This window comes from Paucibacter sp. TC2R-5 (assembly GCF_025717605.1).
Taxonomy (GTDB): Bacteria; Pseudomonadota; Gammaproteobacteria; order Burkholderiales; family Burkholderiaceae_C; genus Paucibacter_A; species Paucibacter_A albus.
Map to the genome: position 1 here is coordinate 209,866 of NZ_JAJIRQ010000001.1, position 17,836 is coordinate 227,701.

Genomic DNA, 17,836 nt, shown 5'->3' on the forward strand with positions numbered 1-17,836 from the left:
TCTAACGCTTTACTTGGTCGCGCCCGTGTTGGCCTTCTGGAAGCGCTCCAACTGCTCGTTGCCCCGCTGCACCGCTGCGTCCAAGCCTTCCTTGGCGCTCTTCTTGCCGCCCCAGACCTGCTCCATTTCCTCGTCGATGATGGTGCGTACCTGCACGAAGTTGCCCAGGCGGATGCCGCGCGACTTGTCGGTGGTCTTGCGGATCATCTGCGTGACGGCGACATCGGTGCCGGGGTTCTCTTTGTAGAAGCCGCTCTTGTCCGTCAACTCAAATGCTGCCTTGGTGACCGGCAAATAGCCGGTGCGCTTGTGGCTGGCCGCCGCCACCTCGGGCTGGGCCAGGAAGCTGAAAAAGGCGGCCACGCCTTTGTATTCAGGCGTCTTCTTGCCCGCCATCACCCACAGGCTGGCGCCGCCGATGACGGTGTTTTGCGGCGCGCCGGGCACGTCGGGGTAGTAGGGCAGTGGCGCGATGCCGGAGGCGAACTTGGCGTTCTTCTTGATATTGGCGTACATGCCGGAGCTACCGGTCATCATTGCGCATTCGCCCGAGACAAAGGTGGCATCCGCCGCATTGCCGCGGCCCTTGTAGACCAAGAGGCCTTGCTTGCTCATATTGGCCAGGTTCTCGATATGGCGCACATGCAGCGGCGTGTTGAAGGCCAAGCGCGTGTCCAGGCCGCCGAAGCCGTTGTTCTTGGTGGCGTATTCGACGTTATGCCAGGCCGAGAAGCTTTCCAGCTGCGTCCAGCTGACCCACGACGTGGTGAACGGGCATTTGTGGCCGCTGGCCTTGAGCTTGGCGGCGGCCAGCGCCACCTCGGGCCAGGTGCTGGGCGGGGTGGTGATACCGGCGGCCTTCAGCGCGTCCTTGTTGAAGTGGAATACCGTCGTCGAGCTGTTGAAGGGCATGCTCAACATCTGGCCACTCGGTGCCGTGTAATAGCCGGCCACAGCCGGCACATAGGCGCCGGCATCAAACTTGGCGCCACCCAGCTTCATCACCTCGCCGACCGGCATGATCGCGCCCTTGCTGGCCATCATGGTGGCGGTGCCGACCTCGAAGACCTGCAGGATATGCGGCGCATTGCCGGCGCGGAAGGCGGCGATCGCGGCCGTCATCGACTCGTCGTAACTGCCCTTGTAGCTGGGCACGATCTTGACCTCTTTCTGGCTGGCGTTGAATTCCTTGGCCAGATCGTTGACCCAGTCGCCCAGGCCGCCGCCCATCGAATGCCACCACTGGATTTCGGTTTGTGCCTGGGCTTGCGGCGTCAGGCCGGCGAGCAGCATGGTCAAGGCGGCAGCGAGGTGCTTGGTTGTCATCATGGGCTGGGGTCTCCGGGTGTTTGTGGCTTGTGGGGGAAAATACAGGCAGACCGCGAGCGGCGCAAGGGCGGATTTCCCCAAAACGGGCCAAGGTCTTAGGCCTGCGTGCCCGGCCAGAATGCTGCACTGCGGTACGATCGGCGCCCGAGCTGCTGGGGTAATCCCTCGAGTTCGGCTCAGATTTTTTAGCAGATGCGCAGCCACAAGCTCAGGCGCCTCTTGCCAAGTTCTCAGCCTTGTTGACGCGGGTCTGTCCAGATGCCCGCTCAACAGCCAACCATGGGCGCTTTTGTGCGTCCGGCCGCCATGAATGCTCCGCTCCCGCTGATGCCTGTCCCGACTCAAGACCTGACCCTTGTTAAGCAGGGCCACGATGCTGCCCCCCGCCTGCGGGAGATTCCCTACAACTACACCTCCTTCTCCGACCGCGAGATCGTCATCCGCCTGCTCGGCGCCCCGGCGTGGGAGCTGCTCAACCAGCTGCGCCAGGAGCGCCGCACCGGGCGCTCGGCCCGCATGTTGTACGAGGTGCTGGGTGATATCTGGGTGGTGCAGCGCAACCCCTATTTGCAAGACGACTTGCTGGACAACCCCAAGCGCCGCCGCCTGCTGATCGAAGCCTTGGAGCACCGGCTGCACGAGGTCGAGCTGCGCCGCGACCCCAGCACCGATCCGCTGCGCGACCAATCGGTCGGTGAATTGCTGACCGCCGCGCGCGCCGCGATTGCAAGCTTTGCTGCCCAGTTCGACGCGGTGGCCGAGCTGCGCCGGCGCACGACCAAGCTGCTTGGCAAAACCACGGCCAAGGACAATATCAAGTTCGACGGCCTCTCGCGCGTCTCGCATGTGACCGACGCGACCGACTGGCGGGTCGAGTACCCGTTCGTCGTGCTGACCCCGGACACCGAGGTGGAGATGGCCAGCCTGGTCAAGGGCTGTATCGAGTTAGGCCTGACCATCATCCCGCGTGGCGGCGGCACCGGCTATACCGGCGGCGCCGTGCCGCTGGTCTGGAACAGCGCCGTCATCAACACCGAAAAGCTCGAGGCCTTGCGCGGCGTCGAGATGCTGACGCTGCCGGGGATGGACCGCGAGGTGGCGACGATCTGGAGCGAGGCCGGCGTGGTCACGCAGCGCGTCGCCGACCTGGCCGAGGCGCATGGCTTTGTGTTCGCCGTCGACCCGACCTCGGCCGAGGCCAGCTGCGTGGGCGGCAATGTGGCGATGAATGCCGGCGGCAAGAAGGCCGTGCTCTGGGGCACGGCGCTGGATAACCTCGCCTCCTGGCGCATGGTGACACCTGATGCCAAGTGGCTGGAGGTCACGCGCCTGAACCACAATATGGGCAAAATCCATGATGTGGAGACGGCCAGCTTTGAGCTGCGCTACTTCGATGCCTCGGGGTTGAGGCTGGAGCGCACCGAACGTCTCGACATCCCCGGCAGCACCTTCCGCAAAGAAGGCCTGGGCAAGGATGTCACCGATAAATTCCTCGCCGGCCTGCCCGGCATCCAGAAAGAAGGCTGCGACGGCCTGATCACCAGCGCACGCTGGGTCGTGCACAAGATGCCGGCGCATGTACGCACCGTCTGTCTGGAGTTCTTCGGCAATCCCAAGGACTGCGTGCCGGCGATTGTCGACATCAAGGACTTCATGTTTGCCGAAGCCAAGCGCCCCGGCGGCGCGGTACTGGCGGGCCTGGAACACCTGGATGACCGCTATCTGAAGGCGGTGGGCTACAGCACCAAGAGCAAGCGCGCCAATCTGGCCGGCGCGTCCTCCGGCGGACTGCCCAAGATGGTCTTGGTCGGCGACATCGTCGGCGAGGATGCCGATGCGGTCGCGCGTGCGACTTCTGAAGTTGTGCGGCTGGCCAACGGCCGCAACGGCGAGGGCTTTGTCGCCATCAGCCCCGATGCGCGCAAGAAGTTCTGGCTCGACCGCAAGCGCACGGCGGCGATCTCCAAGCACACCAATGCCTTCAAGGTGAACGAGGATGTTGTGATCCCGCTGCCGCGCATGGGCGAGTACACGCTGGGCATCGAGCGCATCAATATCGAGCTGAGCCTGCGCAACAAGCTCGCCTTTGTGGCCGGCCTGAAAAAGCTATTCACGCAAAGCAGCTTGCCGCTGGGCCGCAGCGACGACGCCGGCGATATCCCTAGCGCCGAGTTGCTCGGTGACCGGGTTCAGCAAGCGCTGGCGCTGCTGGACGAGGTCGGCGGGCAATGGCAGTTGTGGATGGATCAGCTCGACGCGGCCCAGCCTGGGGGCTTGAGCTTCTTCGATCAGTTGCAAGACCACAGCTTGCGCGCGTCCTGGAAGACGCAAATCCTCAAGCCGCTGCAAATCATCTTCAATGGTGGTGCGTTTGCGCCCATCCTTGACGAGTGCAAACGCATTCACAAGGAGGTCTTGCGTGGCCGCGTCTGGGTAGCGCTGCATATGCATGCCGGCGATGGCAATGTGCACACCAACATTCCCGTCAACTCGGATAACTACGAGATGCTGCAGACGGCGCATGAAGCCGTCGGCCGCATCATGGTGCTGGCGCGTGGCCTGGACGGCGTGATTTCGGGCGAGCATGGCATCGGCATCACCAAGCTGGAGTTCATGCTGGACTCGGAGTTGGCGGGTTTCGCAGGCTACAAGGCCAAGGTCGACCCCGAAGGGCGCTTCAACAAGGGCAAGCTGCTGCGTGGCGGTGCGAGCCCGGCGGACTTGACCAACGCCTACACGCCCAGCTTTGGTCTGATGGGCCATGAGTCGCTGATCATGCAGCAAAGCGATATCGGCGCGATCAGCGAGTCGATCAAAGATTGCCTGCGCTGCGGCAAATGCAAGCCGGTCTGCGCCACCCATGTGCCGCGTGCCAATCTGCTCTATTCGCCGCGCAACAAGATCCTCGCGACGTCCTTGCTGGTCGAGGCCTTTTTGTATGAGGAACAAACGCGGCGCGGCATCTCGATCAAGCATTGGCAGGAGTTCGAGGATGTGGCCGACCATTGCACGGTCTGCCACAAATGCCTGAACCCTTGCCCGGTCAAGATCGACTTCGGCGAAGTGACGATGAATATGCGCAATCTCTTGCGCAAGATGGGGCAAAAGACCTGGCGGCCCGGCAACGCGGCGGCGATGTTCATGCTCAATGCGTCGAACCCGGAGACCATCAAGCTCGCCCGTGCGGCGATGGTCGGCGTCGGCTTCAAGGCGCAGCGCCTGGCTCACGATGTGTTGAAGACCTTCGCCAAAAAGCAGACGGCAGCACCGCGCGCCACGGTCGGACCCGCGCCGATCAAGGAGCAGGTGATTCACTTCATCAACAAGAAGCTGCCCGGCGGTCTGCCCAAGAAGACCGCGCGTGCGCTGCTGGACATTGAGGACAAGGACTACGTCCCCATCATCCGCAATCCAGCGGCCACGACCTCAGAAACCGAAGCGGTGTTCTATTTCCCCGGCTGCGGCTCGGAGAAGTTGTTCAGCCAGGTCGGCTTGGCGACACAGGCGATGCTCTGGCATGCCGGCGTGCAGACGGTCTTGCCGCCGGGTTATTTGTGCTGCGGTTATCCGCAGCGCGGCTCGGGCCAGTTCGACAAGGCCGAGAAGATGATCACCGACAACCGGGTCTTGTTCCACCGTGTTGCCAACACGCTGAACTACCTGGATATCAAGACGGTGGTGGTGTCCTGCGGCACCTGTTATGACCAGTTGCAAGGCTATAAGTTCGAGGACATCTTCCCCGGCTGCCGCATCATCGACATCCACGAATACCTGCTGGAAAAAGGCATCACGCTGGGCAGTGACAAGAGCTATCTCTATCACGACCCCTGCCACACGCCGATGAAGCTGCAGGCGCCGATGTTGACCGTCAATGCGCTGGTCGGCCCGAATGTGGTCGAGAGCAAGCGCTGCTGCGGCGAGAGCGGCACGCTGGGCGTCACCCGGCCAGATGTTTCGACGCAGATCCGCTTCCGCAAGGAAGAAGAGCTGCTCAAGATGGAGGCCGAGCTGCGCGGCAGCGGCAAGGTCGCTGCGGCCGAGAACCTCAAAATCCTGACCAGCTGCCCGAGCTGCTTGCAAGGCCTGAGCCGCTACGGCAATGACCTCAACAACGGCTTGCTGGAGGCCGACTACATCGTGGTCGAAATGGCCCGGCAGATCCTCGGCGAGGATTGGATGCCCGAGTATGTGGCCAAGGCGAACAGCGGCGGCATCGAGCGAGTGCTGGTGTAAAGGGCCGGTAAAGCCTTCACAAAAGCGTGCAGTTCTCACGCCCTGGGGGGGCGGCCTGTGGTCGAATGGGTGTTAATTCTGAGTCTTTGGAAGTTTCATTCGCGTGAAGCAATTCGGCCCCCCTAAGCTTGAGCTCTTCGCTGGCAAGGACGTCGTGTCGTCTTTGCTGCAGGCATTGCCGATTTCACTGGGCCTGGACCGCTTGCTTGTTTTGCTGCAACTGGCCTGGTATCAGCGCCAAAGCGATAGCGAAAACGCGCTGAGTTGGGCCGGCGAGGCGCAGGCCTTGCTGGAAGTCGTCGAGTTGACCTTGCTCGACCATCAAGGGATTCATACCCGTTTGACCCTGGTGCAGGCGGAGATCGATATCTTGCGTGGCAAGTCGGCGTTGGCCGAGCCCAAGGTGCTGGCTGCAATCGCCGTGTACGAGAGTTGCGGCGACAGCCTGGGCAGCGGCGATGCCAGGAACGCGCTGGTCACGATCCGCAGTGATGCGGGCGACCCTGTCCAACGCGATGCTTGCTTGCTGCAATGCCAGGCGGATTACCGGCGCAGCGGCGACCCGATCCGCATCAAGTTTTCGCTCGCCCGCAGCCTGCTGTTTCAGGCTTTTCGCGATGCCAAGGCGACCGGGCTGAGTCTGCAGCAGCATTTTGATCCCGCCGAGGATCAGGGGCCGGTGGTCACGCCGATGTTGGCCAGCGTACGGGCCGTGGTGGCCGGCTATACCGGTGAGCTCGGCCCTTCCATCGTGCAATTTTTGCTGGCCTTCAAGGCGGCCGAGGAAACCGGGCAACTGAGGTTTGCGATTCTGTCGGCCTGCAATGGCGCCGACTCTTTCGCCAGCCTGGGGGACTTGGATGCGGCGCTGGAATGGGATGAGCGCGGCCTGGCCTTGGCGCGCGGCTGCGGCTGGCCGGTGATGCTGGCGATGGCCTTGACCCAGACCGGCTCGGTCTTGCGCCTGTTGGGGCGCTTGCAGGACGCCAGACAGTGCCAGCTTGAGGCCTTGGCCGCGATTGGCGATTTAGGTGCATCGAATACCTATGTGATGGTCTTGCAGGGCTTGAGCGAGGTCTTGCTGGACCTGGATCAGCCGGACGAGGCCTTGCTGCGCTTTGGCCAGGCCGAGCAGGCTTCGCTCAAGCTCGGTGAGCCCATTGCCGTGTTGCGCAGTTACCGCGGCCAGGCGAGCGCCTTGGCCAAGTTGGGTCGGCCTGTGGAGGCCCTGGCCAAGGCCGAGGGCGCCTTGGCCGAGGTCATACAGCAGGGGAATATCGAGGAGCAGGTGAAGATCTTGCGGGTGCTGGCCGGCTTGCACCGTCAGCACAGTCTGCCCGTGCCGCTCGATTTGCAGGCCGCCAGCGCGCCGCTGCACTATTTGCAACAGGCGCAAGATGCGGCGGCCGGTATCGAAGGATTCTTGGCGCCGAGCGAGTTGTTCGACGAGTTGGCCCAGGCGCAGGCCGAGGCCGGCGATTTTGCGCGGGCCTATCTGAGCGCGCGGGCGGCGGCACAGGCCCGCGACACGGCCCGCAGCAAGGACGGCAACAACCGCGCCATTGCCATGCAGGTTCGTCAGGACACGGCGCGTGCGCTTGCGGCGGCCGAGCACCACCGACTCGTCGCGCAGACCGAGGCGCGCCGGGCCGAGCTTCTGCAGGCCACCAGCGACACGCTGGAGACCTTGGGTCAGGTTGGCCGTGAGATCACCGCCAGCTTGAACTCAGAAGCGGTGTTCGCTGCGCTGCACCGCCACGTCCACCGGATGATGGATGCGACATTTTTCGGCATCTGTTTGTTTGATGAAGAGGCCGCCCGTTTGAATATGGTGTTCGCGCGTGAGGGCGATCTGGTCGTGCCCGGCATGAGCATGCCGCTGGCGGACCCCAACTCATCGTTTGCGCTTTGCGCGCGCGAGCGGCGCGAACTGCAGATCGAGTTGGCGCCGCAGGATGAGGGCTCGTTTGTGATCCCCGGCACCATGGAAACCATCAGCCTGATGTACTTTCCGATGCTGATCGGCGAGCGTTTGCTGGGCGTGATGTCGGTGCAGTCGCCTCGCGCGCGAGCCTATGGCGAGCGCGAGGTCTTCATCATGCGTGCACTCTGCGGCTACGGCGCGATCGCGCTCGACAACGCCCAGGCTTACGCCCAAGTCGAAGCGGCGACGGCCGCCAAGGGTCAGTTTCTGGCCAATATGAGCCATGAGATCCGCACACCGATGAACGCGGTCCTGGGCATGCTCAAGCTCTTGCAAGGCACCGATCTGAATCAGCGCCAACGCGATTACACGGTCAAGGCCGCCGGCGCTGCCAAGTCCTTGCTGGGCTTGATCAACGACATCCTGGATTTCTCCAAGATGGATGCCGGCAAGATGACGCTGGACCCGCAGCCTTTTGCGCTGGACCAACTGATGCGCGATCTGTCGACCATCGTGTCCACCAATGTGGGCAAGAAGCCGGTCGAGGTCATGTTCGACATCGCCGCGGAAGTGCCGCCAGTCTTAATTGGCGACGCCCTGCGTTTGCAGCAGGTCTTGATCAATCTGAGCGGCAATGCGATCAAGTTCACCGCGCAGGGTGAGGTGGTGATACGCATCGAGTTGCTGCGCTACAGCGGCTCGGACGTGGTCTTGCGCTTTGCGGTGCGTGACAGTGGCATTGGCATCGCGCCGGAGAATCAGAAAAAAATCTTCGAAGGCTTCTCGCAGGCCGAGGTCTCGACCACCAGGCGCTTTGGCGGCACCGGTCTGGGCCTCAACATCTCGCAGCGCCTGGTCGCTATGATGGGCGGCGAGCTGGCGCTGGATAGCGTGCTGGGTGAGGGCAGTACCTTTCATTTCAGCCTGACCCTGCCGGTCGGCGATGCGCTGGCCGTGGAGACCGACGACTCTGCTCAAGCTGGCGATAGTCTGGCCGAGCATTTGAGCGTGCTGGTGGTGGACGACAGCGCGATCGCTCGCGAGCTGGTGCAGCATATGGCGCAATCCTTGGGTTGGCTGGCCGAGGCGGCGGCCGATGGGCAAGAGGCCTTGCAGCTGATGCAGGCGCGCAAGCAGGCCGAGCGCCAGCCCTTTGACGCGGTCTTCATGGACTGGGAAATGCCCGGCATGGATGGCTGGGAAACGATGGCCCGTATGCGCGAGCTGATGGGGCCTAACTCGCCAATCACCGTGATGGTGACTGCGCATGGCCGCGAGCGCCTGGCCGAGCGCAGCAAGGAGGAGCAGGCCAGCCTGAACGGCATCTTGGTCAAGCCCATCACGGCGGCGATGTTGCACGATATGCTCAAACGCACCCGCGCCGGGCAGGGCAATGTGCGGCGCCAGGCGCGCTCGGCTGCGGCTAAGCAGCTGGTGTTGGCGGGCTTGCGACTGCTGCTGGTCGAGGACAACGAGCTCAACCAGGAAGTTGCACAAACCCTGTTGGAGCAGGCAGGGGCCACGGTCCGCTTGGTCGGTGATGGGCAGGTGGCGCTGGACCTGCTGCGCGCCGAGCCGGCCGCCTTTGATGTCGTGCTGATGGATGTGCAAATGCCGGTGATGGACGGCTTCACGGCCACCCGCCTGATTCGCGCCGGCGGGCCGCAGGGCTTGGGTTTGACTGCGCTGCCGGTGGTGGCGATGACGGCCAATGCGATGGCCTCGGACCGTGAGGAATGCTTGGCTGCCGGCATGACGGACTTTGTCAGCAAACCTTTCGAGTTAGCCGAATTGGTGCAAGTCTTGCTGCGCGTCAGCGGCCGCAGTGCCGCTGCCAAGGCGGCTCAAGTTGGCGCCGGGCGGCACTTTGCGTCTTTGCCCTTGCCCGCGCATTTGCAGGCCAGGGCGCTGGAGCTGGGGATTGAAGCCCAGCTGACGATTGACAGATTCATGGGCAAGACGGCGCTGTACCAGCGCATGGTCAGCAGCTTTTGTGCCTCGGCGCAGGACTTGCCGGTGCAACTGGACGCCTATCTGGCGCGCGCCAGCTTTGCCGAGGCGGAAAGAGCGCTGCACAGCTTCAGAGGCTTGGCCGCGACCTTGGGCGCCACCGGCCTGGTCACCTGGTGCGCCGAGGGTGAGGCGATGTGCAAGCGCTCGCAGGCACCCGATGCACAGTGGCTGGCTGGCTTTGCCCGGTATTTGCACGCCGGCACCCAAGACCTGATCCTGATGGCGCAGCTGATCAGTGATTGGGCGGCTGAGGTGCCAACAGGAGCAGGTGCCGAAGCGGCTGCGATTACAGTGCGGCCATCTTGAATTGCAGGCTCGCCATGAATTCCCCAGCCCCAACCCCAACCTTTACCGTTAGCCCCACCGCTTGCCCCACCACTTGCCCCACCACCTGCCCTTTGTGCCAGGAGCCGGGTGGGCTGCTCGTTGCGCAGACGCCGCTGTGGCGGGTCGTGCGGGTAGCCGATGAGAACTTTCCGGCTTTTTACCGCTTGATCTGGCAAAGCCATGTGGCGGAGTTCAGCGATCTGGACGAGGCCCAGGCGCAGGCCTGTATGCAGGCGGTCACGACGATTGAGCGGGTCTTGCGCAGTGCCTTGAGCCCGACCAAGGTCAATCTGGCCACGCTGGGCAATGTGGTGCCGCATCTGCACTGGCATGTGATTGCGCGTTTCGACTGGGACAGCCATTTCCCCAATCCGGTCTGGGGCGCGGCGCTGCGGGAGTTGAATGAGCCGGCATGGACGCGGTTGGCGCTGGCCTTGCCGGATCTGGACGCGCAGGTGGCTGCGGCCTTGCAGAGGCATTGAAGTGTATTGGCCGCTGTGGCCGCTCTACACTGGGTTTGTATCGAAGATGCGGGAGACCCGATGAGGCGACGTGAACTGGTGCGAGGCTCAGTGCTGGCCCTCGGTTTGGCGTCCGTGCCAATGGCTCATGCTCAGCCGGCCCAGCCTTTCTTCTTGCAGGCTTTCACCGAAAACTTGCCGCCCTTGAATTTTTCAGGCGCCAGCGGGCCGGCTGGTTTCAGTGTGGACTTGCTGCGCATGATGGCGGGCGAGGCCGGTTTGGGCCTGGATGTTCAAGTTCAGCCCTGGATACGGGCGATGCGCTCCGCCGCCGAGTCCAAGCATTCGGTGCTGTTCTCGCTGGCACGTTTGCCCGAGCGTGAAGCCTTGTTTCAGTGGGTGGGCCCGATCAGTGAGCGGCGCATCGTGATCTATCGCCTGGCGCGGCGCACCGACATTCACTTCACCGGCCTGCAGCAGTTACAAGGCTTGAAGATCGGCGTGGTGCGCGAATCCGCTGCGGCCAAGCGCTTGCTGGCCATGGGCTTGACGCCCGAAGCTGAGATCGAATGGGCGCAGGATGATGCAAGCAATCTGCGCAAGCTCCTGGCGGGCCGCATGGACCTGCTCGTGATGTTGGACTGGGCCGCGGCCTGGAATTTGAAGCAGCACCAGCTGCCTTTTGCTAGTCTGACCGAGCTGGCCGCCATGGACACCGATCTCTCGTACTGGTATGGCCTGCACCCAGAAATCGAGCCCACGATCAAGCACGGGCTGCAAAGCGCCTTGGACCGGATCAAGCTCGACGGCCGCTACGCGGCGCTGCGTCGGCGCTACTTTGATTGAGTTTGAATGGATAAAGAGGAGTTGGTGATGGGGACCGAAACTATGCAGCTCACCGCGCTTGAAAAAGCCTTTGGCGAGCTGCAAAAGCAGTTGGACGCGGAGCAGTTCGATGCCGGCTTGGCGGCCCTGGAGCGGCTGCTGGCTCAATTGCCTGCCGAGTTGGACGAGGGCCAACGAGCGCTGAAATACCGGCTGCTGAATGCGCGCGTGGCGGCGCTGACCAAGCTCGACCGCTTCGATCAAGTCCTGCACGACTGCGCGGCCATGCTGGACCTGATCTCCGTCGATCAGGCCTCGGCACAGCGCGCCGGCGTGATGACCCAGCTCTCATTTGCACAGGCCAATTTACTGATGCCCGAGCAAGCGCTGCGCGCCGCCCATGTGGCACTGCAAGACGGATTGCAATTGCACAACAACTTGCTGACCGCGCAGGCCCTGGAGCGCCTGGCCATGGTCTATTTGTCCATGGGCGACGGCGACGCGGCGCTGACCTTGATGTTTGAGGCGCTGGGGCATATGGACCAGCACAAATCAGACTACGAGCGGATTCGACGTTACTCGAATGCGATGCATCTGATCTGCAGCCTCTATGACGCCTATATCGATGCGGAGAAATTCGGCGCTGCCGCCGCCGTGCTGGAGCGCGCCAACAGCTTCAATGAGCCAGCGGCGGCCCTGGCGCCGGACGTTGCCAGTCAATACATTGTTTGCATGTGGCGAGCGAATCAGGCGCGCTGGCACCGTCGCTGCGGCCGTCGGCAGATGGCGCGCGGCGCTTTTCTGGATTTGGAGCAACGCGCCGCGGCCAACGCCTGGCATGCGATACGGCGCCCGGTGCTGCTGGAGCTGGCCTTGATGGAAGAAGGCGAGTGCCGCCCGCAAGAGGCTTTGAAGCTGCTGGCGGCGGTGTTTGAGGGCGCGGAGCTGCGGGTCCGCGACGTGGTGGCCTTGCCCGCGCTGCGGGCGCAACAGCGCTGCTTCAGGGCCACGGGTCAGGTGGAGCAAGCGGCCGCGGCGGCGGCGCAATGGGAGTCTAGGCAGACCGCGCGCCGTCAGGCCGTGCGGCAGGCCGAGCTACAACTGCCCGGGCTGGATCAGCGCATTTTGAGCAGCTTGGCGGCGGCCGAATCCGCGCGCCTGGATGAGGTCGTACGCCAGCTGCGCGAGCGCCGCCGCCAAGGCGCCGGACTGAGCTTGCTGGACCATCAATGGATGGCCCCCAGCGCCAGCACTTAGGCTTTCAGACCTTCAAAGACCCTCAAGCGGCGCGCAATGTGCTGCTTGCGTGAGCCAGCCCGAGCTGGCCGAACAAGTCCTTGGGGTTGGCCATTTGGGGAATCAAGCTCACATCCTGGCCCAAGCCCAGCTCGCGGGCGCAGTCGCGCAGCAGGCGTAGCGCCGAGAAGTCTTCCAGCGCGAAGCCGACCGAGTCAAAAAAGGTGATCTGCTCGGCGCTGTCACGGCCGCTGCTCAGGCCCTTGAGCACGCGCCAGAATTCCGTAACTTCGAATTCCGCCGGCATCTGCTGCAGATCGCCCTCGATGCGCGACTGGGGCTCAAACTCGACAAACACCTTGGCCGCTTCCAAGACGCCACGGTGCATCTCGGTCTTGCCGGGGCAGTCGCCGCCGACGCCATTGATGTGCATGCCGGGCTCGATCATGTCGGGGGTGATGATGGTGGCATTGGTCTTGTCGGCCGTCACCGTGGTGACAATGTCGGCGCCGCGTACGGCCTCAGCAGTGCTGGCGCAGACCTTCAGCGTCAAACCGGGCAGGCCCTGCAAATGGCTCAAGAGCTTGGCGGTGGCGGCGGTGTCGATGTCGAACAGCCGGATCTCGCTGATGCCCAGCAGATAGTGGAAGGCCAGAGCCTGAAACTCGCTTTGCGCGCCATTGCCGATCAAGGCCATGGACTTGGCGTTTTTGCGTGCCAGTTTGCGGGCCACCATGGCCGACGTCGCCGCGGTGCGCAAGGCGGTGGTCAGGGTCAGTTCGCTGACCAGCTCCGGCCGACCAGTGGCCACATCAGCCAGCAGGCCCACTGCCATCACCGTTGGCAAGCCCACACGGGTGTTCTTGGGGTGGCCATTGACGTATTTGAAGCTGTAGAGGCTGGCGTCGGCGATTGGCATCAGCTCGATCACGCCGTCCTCGGTGTGGCTGGCCACTCGGGCGCATTTGTCGAATTCGTTCCAGCGCAAATAGTCGGCTTCAAGGTAGCCCACCAAGCGCTTGAATACTTCGGGCAGGCCCAGGGTTTGGGTAATGCGGGCAACATCTTCGGTGGTCAGCAAGGTGGTCATGGCAGTCTCCGTTTTTCGAATGACTGAATTCTGGCCAAGCCTCCTGTTAGCGAGAAGAGCAAGAAAAGATCAAAAAGTCAGAGAGATCTATCATTTAGTCAGACTAAATTGTCGAAATGGCAGAATCGCCATCAGCCCTAACTCAGCAGGACAGCTATTCATGGACACTTTGGATCAGCAACTGATTGCCTTGCTCCGCCAGGACGCCCGCGCCAGCGTCGCCAGTTTGGCCCTCAAACTGAAGGTGTCGCGTGGCACCGTCAGCAACCGCATCACCAAGCTGGAGGACACCGGCGTCATCAATGGCTACACCGTCAAGCTCAGGCCGGACGCGACGCCGAATCAAATCACCGCCTGGATGAGCATCGCGGTGGAGGGCAACAAGACGCGTGAAGTCATCAGCATCTTGCTGGGCGAGCCGGGGGTGTCGGGCTTGTTCGATACCAACGGGCGCTGGGATCTGCTGGCCGAGCTGCGCGCGCCCAACCTGGGCGACTTGGCCAATGTGCTGGAGCGGGTGCGGCTGATCAAGGGCATCGAGACGACCGAAACAAGCATTCATTTGCAGAGCTACAAGCTGTCCTGAGCGCGGGCTGAGTCACCCTGCGCCACCGCTCAATTCGCGCTGAGTCGGTGCAGTGTCGGCCCCGCCAGCAATGGCGTGGCCTTGGCCGCCGCCCAGTCGGCATGCCCGGCGCCATAGAACGGCGACAGCGGGTGGCCACTCTGGCCCCCCGGCATGGACAAGCTCGCCGCGCTTTCAAGGCCGGGCGAGACCACCATGCGTTGGGATTGACCAAAGCTAGGCTTGGCGACAAAGGGGAGGTTGGAGTCGCCCCCTTGCGGCTGTGAGGGCATGTCCAAAAACGCCGACAAGGCCGGCACCGCCTTGGACATCAAATGCTGGATCCGGCTGGCGTTGTGCTGGCCCCATGTGGCTTGACTCAACGCCTGCTTGCCGTCTTGGGTCAGCTCCTTCAGCGCCGCGTCGACCTGTGCCAATTGAAAGGCGTCCCAACTGGCGTAGCCTGCCGGCAGCAGGTGGGCAGGGCGCTCCGTCAGTGCTTGTACGGCACTGTATTCAAACTGCGAATGCCATTTGAAGCGCCGCTTTTCGTCGGCCTGCTGCGCGCCCAGCACCGGTGTTGTCCAGGCCAGCCAGAGCTGGTCCAGGGTGCGCAGACGTACCGTGCGAATCAAGCGGTAGCCGACCTCTCCGGCATCGGCGTGACCGTTCCAATTTTTGATTTGTGTGAGCGCTTGAGCATGGGCCGGGCTGCTCGCCAACAAGGGCAGCAGTCGGTCGCCCCAAGTCTTGATGAAGCGGGCTTCGCTGTCGAAATGAATGGCACTCAGGCTGGCTTGGCTGTGGCTGCTGTGCTCGCTCAAGCGGGCGCGAATTTGCTGCGCGCGGGCGCCCAGATCGAAGCCGCCGTCGCCTATCACTTGCGCCTTGGCACCACCCAGTTGGCGGTTGTTGGCGGTCCAGAGCTGCCCGTCGGCAGGCCGCAGCAGCTGAGGATAGTCAGCCAGGCCCAGCCACGCATGCGGGGCCAGATCCATGCTTTGGAAGCGCGCGTAGCCGGCTCCGTCGGGCGCTTGTGTCCAGAGGCGGCCAGCCACGCTCCAGCCGATTTGGCCTTGATCGTCGGCGACCAGGATGTTTTGATGCGGCATGCCGGCCGCTTGGGCGACGCCCAGCGCGCCGGCGGCGTCGCGGGCCGTGAGCATCTTGTCCAGGCCCAGGTTGTAGGCCTCGACCTTGTGGGCGATCCAGCGCAGTGCATAGCGTTGGCCGGCTTGCTCGCGCACGATGGGCGCGCCGTCCAGTTCCTGCACTTCCAGCGTCTTGGCGGCGGCGCCCTTGACGGCAATCGTTTCGGTAAACGATTTCAGCCGCGCCGAGGGCACTTGATCCGGCAGCTTGATCCAGTCAAACCACTGACCGTAGGCGTTGGTAAAACCCCAGGCAATATGGCCGTTAGAGCCGACCACCAGGCTGGGCATGCCGGGCAAGCTCAGGCCCGCTGCCCGCAAGACCTGACCCTCTTGGGTCTTGAGTTCCAACTGGGTTCGAAACCAGATGCTGGGCACGCCCAGGTCCAGATGCATATCGTCGGCCAAGATGGCCCGGCCGTTGCTGCTGCGGCTGCCGGACACGGCCCAGTTATTGCTGCCGATCAGCGGCGCCTCGGCGCCCGCCGAGCCCGCTAGCTCGAATGCCGCTTGCACTGAGCGGCCGAGCTGGGTTTTGCGCAGATCCAGCAGGGCCGGGCCCGGCAGCGCGGCCGGCTTCACTTCGCTGGCGTCCAGTGCCGCGTCCCAGGGCCCCCCGCGCGGGTTCAGCCAGTCGAATAGCGCATCGCCGGCGTGTTCGCGCAGGGTGGCACGCTCGAAGCCGGCCTCCACGCTGCCGCCTTGCAGCATCCAGAACATTTCGCCCACCACCAGCAGCGAGTCAACCGCGGTCCAGGCGGACGCTTCACCGCGCAAGATCAGGTATTGCCAGGGTCGCACGGGCAGGCCGGTCAAGCCGGCGTTGACTCCGTCGGCGTAGGCTTTCAGCAAGGCCTGGTCGGCGGCGGGCATTTGGGCTAAGCGCTCGGTCAGGCGGGCGCGCATGCGGTGGGCGCGGCGCTGGATATCGCGCGGCAAGGCCTTGTCGCCAAACAAGGCCGACAACTCGCCGGCCGCCGAGCGCCGCGTCAGATCCATTTCGAAAAAACGCTCTTGGCCATGCAAAAAGCCCAGGCCTCTTGCCAGATCCAGCCGGTTCTCGCCGCGCAGCACGGCGGTGCCCAGCGCGTCGCGCTCCAGGCTCAGCGGCGCGCTCAGGCCAGGCAGGGCGATGGTGCCGTCCAGTTGAGGCAAGCTGGCACGCAAGGCCAGCCAGGCGCTGAAGCCAGTCAAAACAAGCGCGGCAGCGGTGCCGGCGAGCAAACGGGGCGCCCAGCGGCGCATTCTGTGTGGGCTACTCATGGCGGCGATTGTGGCCGCCTCGGGTGCTGTGGTCGGCCGGGGTTTTCCTGCCCCGGCAGCTATTCAAGTCTTGTGCACCAAGGTCAGCAAGAGGCTGCTGTCCAGCTCCGCGACGACGGCATGGGCTTCATTGGCGCGCAGCACGGTCAGCTGGCCTGCACTGAGCGGCAACTGCGTGCCGGCCATGTCCAGGCGTACACGGCCGGCTAGGCATTGGATGCACAGCTCGCCAGCCAGCTTGTGCTGGCTCAAATATTGGCCGGCTGGCAACAAGAGGTGCAGCAATTGCAGCTGATCGGCCTTGATCAAGCTGGTGCTCGGGGTTCCGACGCTGAACTCGCTGAGCGCCTTCAGGTCTATCAGCTGGCCCAGGCTTGCGTGTTGAATTGCCATGCTCATCTCCTCGGGCATGATGGCCATGCCCTGGGCTTGATTGTGTTGCAGGCTTCTAGAATCGGCCATGCTCAATTCATTCTTTTCCTGCGCCCGGCATTCTCTAGGCCTGCGAGCTGCCGGCTTTGTCTTGCTGAGTTTGCTGATCACGGCTTGCTCGAATGCGCCCTTGGTGCCACCCGAGAAGCCGCCCGTGACTATGGTGGATCCGGTTGCCCGCGCCGCCGTGCCGGCGCCGGTCCCCGTGCCGCCCCGCGTGGGTCTGGCCCTGGGTGGTGGCGCGGCGCGCGGCTTTGCGCATATCGGCGTGATTCAGGTGCTGGAGGAACAGGGCATCAAGGTCGATCTGGTGGCAGGCACCTCGGCCGGCAGCCTGGTCGCGGCACTGTATGCCTCCGGCTTGAGTGGCCGCGAAATGGCGGTGCTGGCCGAGGGCATGGACGAAGGATCCATCACCGACTGGGCCTTCCCGACCCGTGGCTTGATCCGTGGCGAGGCCTTGGCCCGTTATGTGCGTGAGAAAACCGGCGCCAAGCAGATCGAACAAATGAAGCTGCCCCTGGGCATTGTGGCCACCGATTTGGCGGACGGCAGCGGCATTTTGTTCCAGCGCGGTGATACCGGTGCGGCCGTGCGGGCCTCCAGCTCGGTGCCGGCGGTGTTTCAGCCGGTCAAGATCGGCAGCCGCGAATATGTGGACGGCGGGTTGGTGGCCCCGGTGCCGGTGCGCTATGCCCGCCAGATGGGCGCCGAGCTGGTGATCGCGGTGGACATCAGCTCGCCGCCGGAGGCCAAGCCCGGCAGTGACGCCATCCGGATGTTGTTGCAGACTTTTTCCATCATGGGGCGCAGCATCAATAACTTCGAGCTGAGGGAGGCCGATGTGGTGCTGCGGCCCAAGCTGGACGGCTTTGGCAGCGCCGATTTCACGGTGCGCAAGCAGTCGGTGCAGGCCGGGCGCGAAGCGGCGCTGGCCATGCTGCCGCAAATCCGCGCCAAAATCGCGGCGAAGACACGCTAAACAGC

The 17,836-nt window shown here is 63.6% G+C and carries 11 protein-coding genes; 7 read left to right on the top strand and 4 right to left on the bottom strand.

Going from position 1 to position 17,836, the window contains the following annotated elements; translation table 11 throughout:
* Positions 1 to 9: 9 nt before the first annotated feature.
* Positions 10 to 1,326 carry a sn-glycerol-3-phosphate ABC transporter substrate-binding protein UgpB gene (gene ugpB, locus LNV08_RS00920; protein ID WP_263532280.1) on the bottom strand — a complete coding sequence of 439 codons (1,317 nt, stop codon included), beginning with the start codon at positions 1,324 to 1,326 and terminating at the stop codon, positions 10 to 12.
* 309 nt (positions 1,327 to 1,635) lie between these two features.
* On the opposite strand from ugpB, the gene LNV08_RS00925 reads away from it, so the two are divergent.
* The 5 genes from LNV08_RS00925 to LNV08_RS00945 all read left to right on the top strand — a co-directional run bounded on the left by LNV08_RS00925 (position 1,636) and on the right by LNV08_RS00945 (position 12,369).
* The gene (locus tag LNV08_RS00925; RefSeq protein ID WP_263531776.1) at positions 1,636 to 5,562 is read left to right on the top strand and encodes an FAD/FMN-binding oxidoreductase; all 3,927 of its coding nucleotides are present in this window, start codon (positions 1,636 to 1,638) and stop codon (positions 5,560 to 5,562) included.
* A gap of 103 nt (positions 5,563 to 5,665) precedes the next feature.
* Positions 5,666 to 9,805 carry a response regulator gene (locus tag LNV08_RS00930; protein ID WP_263531777.1) on the top strand — a complete coding sequence of 1,380 codons (4,140 nt, stop codon included), beginning with the start codon at positions 5,666 to 5,668 and terminating at the stop codon, positions 9,803 to 9,805.
* A gap of 14 nt (positions 9,806 to 9,819) precedes the next feature.
* On the top strand, positions 9,820 to 10,308 hold the full coding sequence (locus LNV08_RS00935) for an HIT family protein (protein ID WP_263531778.1): 489 nt from the start codon (positions 9,820 to 9,822) through the stop codon (positions 10,306 to 10,308).
* Positions 10,309 to 10,428: 120 nt separating this feature from the next.
* Positions 10,429 to 11,133 carry a substrate-binding periplasmic protein gene (locus LNV08_RS00940; protein WP_263531779.1) on the top strand — a complete coding sequence of 235 codons (705 nt, stop codon included), beginning with the start codon at positions 10,429 to 10,431 and terminating at the stop codon, positions 11,131 to 11,133.
* A 27-nt stretch (positions 11,134 to 11,160) separates the two neighbouring features.
* The gene (locus LNV08_RS00945) at positions 11,161 to 12,369 is read left to right on the top strand and encodes a hypothetical protein (protein ID WP_263531780.1); all 1,209 of its coding nucleotides are present in this window, start codon (positions 11,161 to 11,163) and stop codon (positions 12,367 to 12,369) included.
* Between the two features lie 22 nt (positions 12,370 to 12,391).
* Here LNV08_RS00945 and LNV08_RS00950 read toward each other — a convergent pair whose 3' ends face one another.
* Positions 12,392 to 13,438 carry an ornithine cyclodeaminase gene (locus LNV08_RS00950; protein ID WP_263531781.1) on the bottom strand — a complete coding sequence of 349 codons (1,047 nt, stop codon included), beginning with the start codon at positions 13,436 to 13,438 and terminating at the stop codon, positions 12,392 to 12,394.
* Positions 13,439 to 13,598: 160 nt separating this feature from the next.
* Between LNV08_RS00950 and LNV08_RS00955 the strand changes: the two genes are divergently transcribed.
* Positions 13,599 to 14,024: an Lrp/AsnC family transcriptional regulator gene (locus LNV08_RS00955; RefSeq protein WP_263531782.1), complete on the top strand. Its 426-nt coding sequence runs from the start codon at positions 13,599 to 13,601 to the stop codon at positions 14,022 to 14,024.
* A gap of 29 nt (positions 14,025 to 14,053) precedes the next feature.
* Here the strand turns inward: LNV08_RS00955 and LNV08_RS00960 are convergent, their stop codons facing one another.
* Together LNV08_RS00960 and LNV08_RS00965 are read right to left on the bottom strand one after the other, a co-directional pair.
* Positions 14,054 to 16,417, bottom strand: coding sequence for a penicillin acylase family protein (locus LNV08_RS00960; RefSeq protein ID WP_263531783.1), 2,364 nt, complete (start codon positions 16,415 to 16,417; stop codon positions 14,054 to 14,056).
* Positions 16,418 to 16,480: 63 nt separating this feature from the next.
* Positions 16,481 to 16,879: a cupin gene (locus LNV08_RS00965; RefSeq protein ID WP_263531784.1), complete on the bottom strand. Its 399-nt coding sequence runs from the start codon at positions 16,877 to 16,879 to the stop codon at positions 16,481 to 16,483.
* Between LNV08_RS00965 and LNV08_RS00970 the strand changes: the two genes are divergently transcribed.
* Positions 16,878 to 17,831, top strand: a complete 954-nt coding sequence (locus LNV08_RS00970) for a patatin-like phospholipase family protein (protein WP_263531785.1) — start codon at positions 16,878 to 16,880, stop codon at positions 17,829 to 17,831. The genes LNV08_RS00965 and LNV08_RS00970 overlap by 2 nt on opposite strands.
* The last annotated feature ends 5 nt before the right edge of the window (positions 17,832 to 17,836 follow it).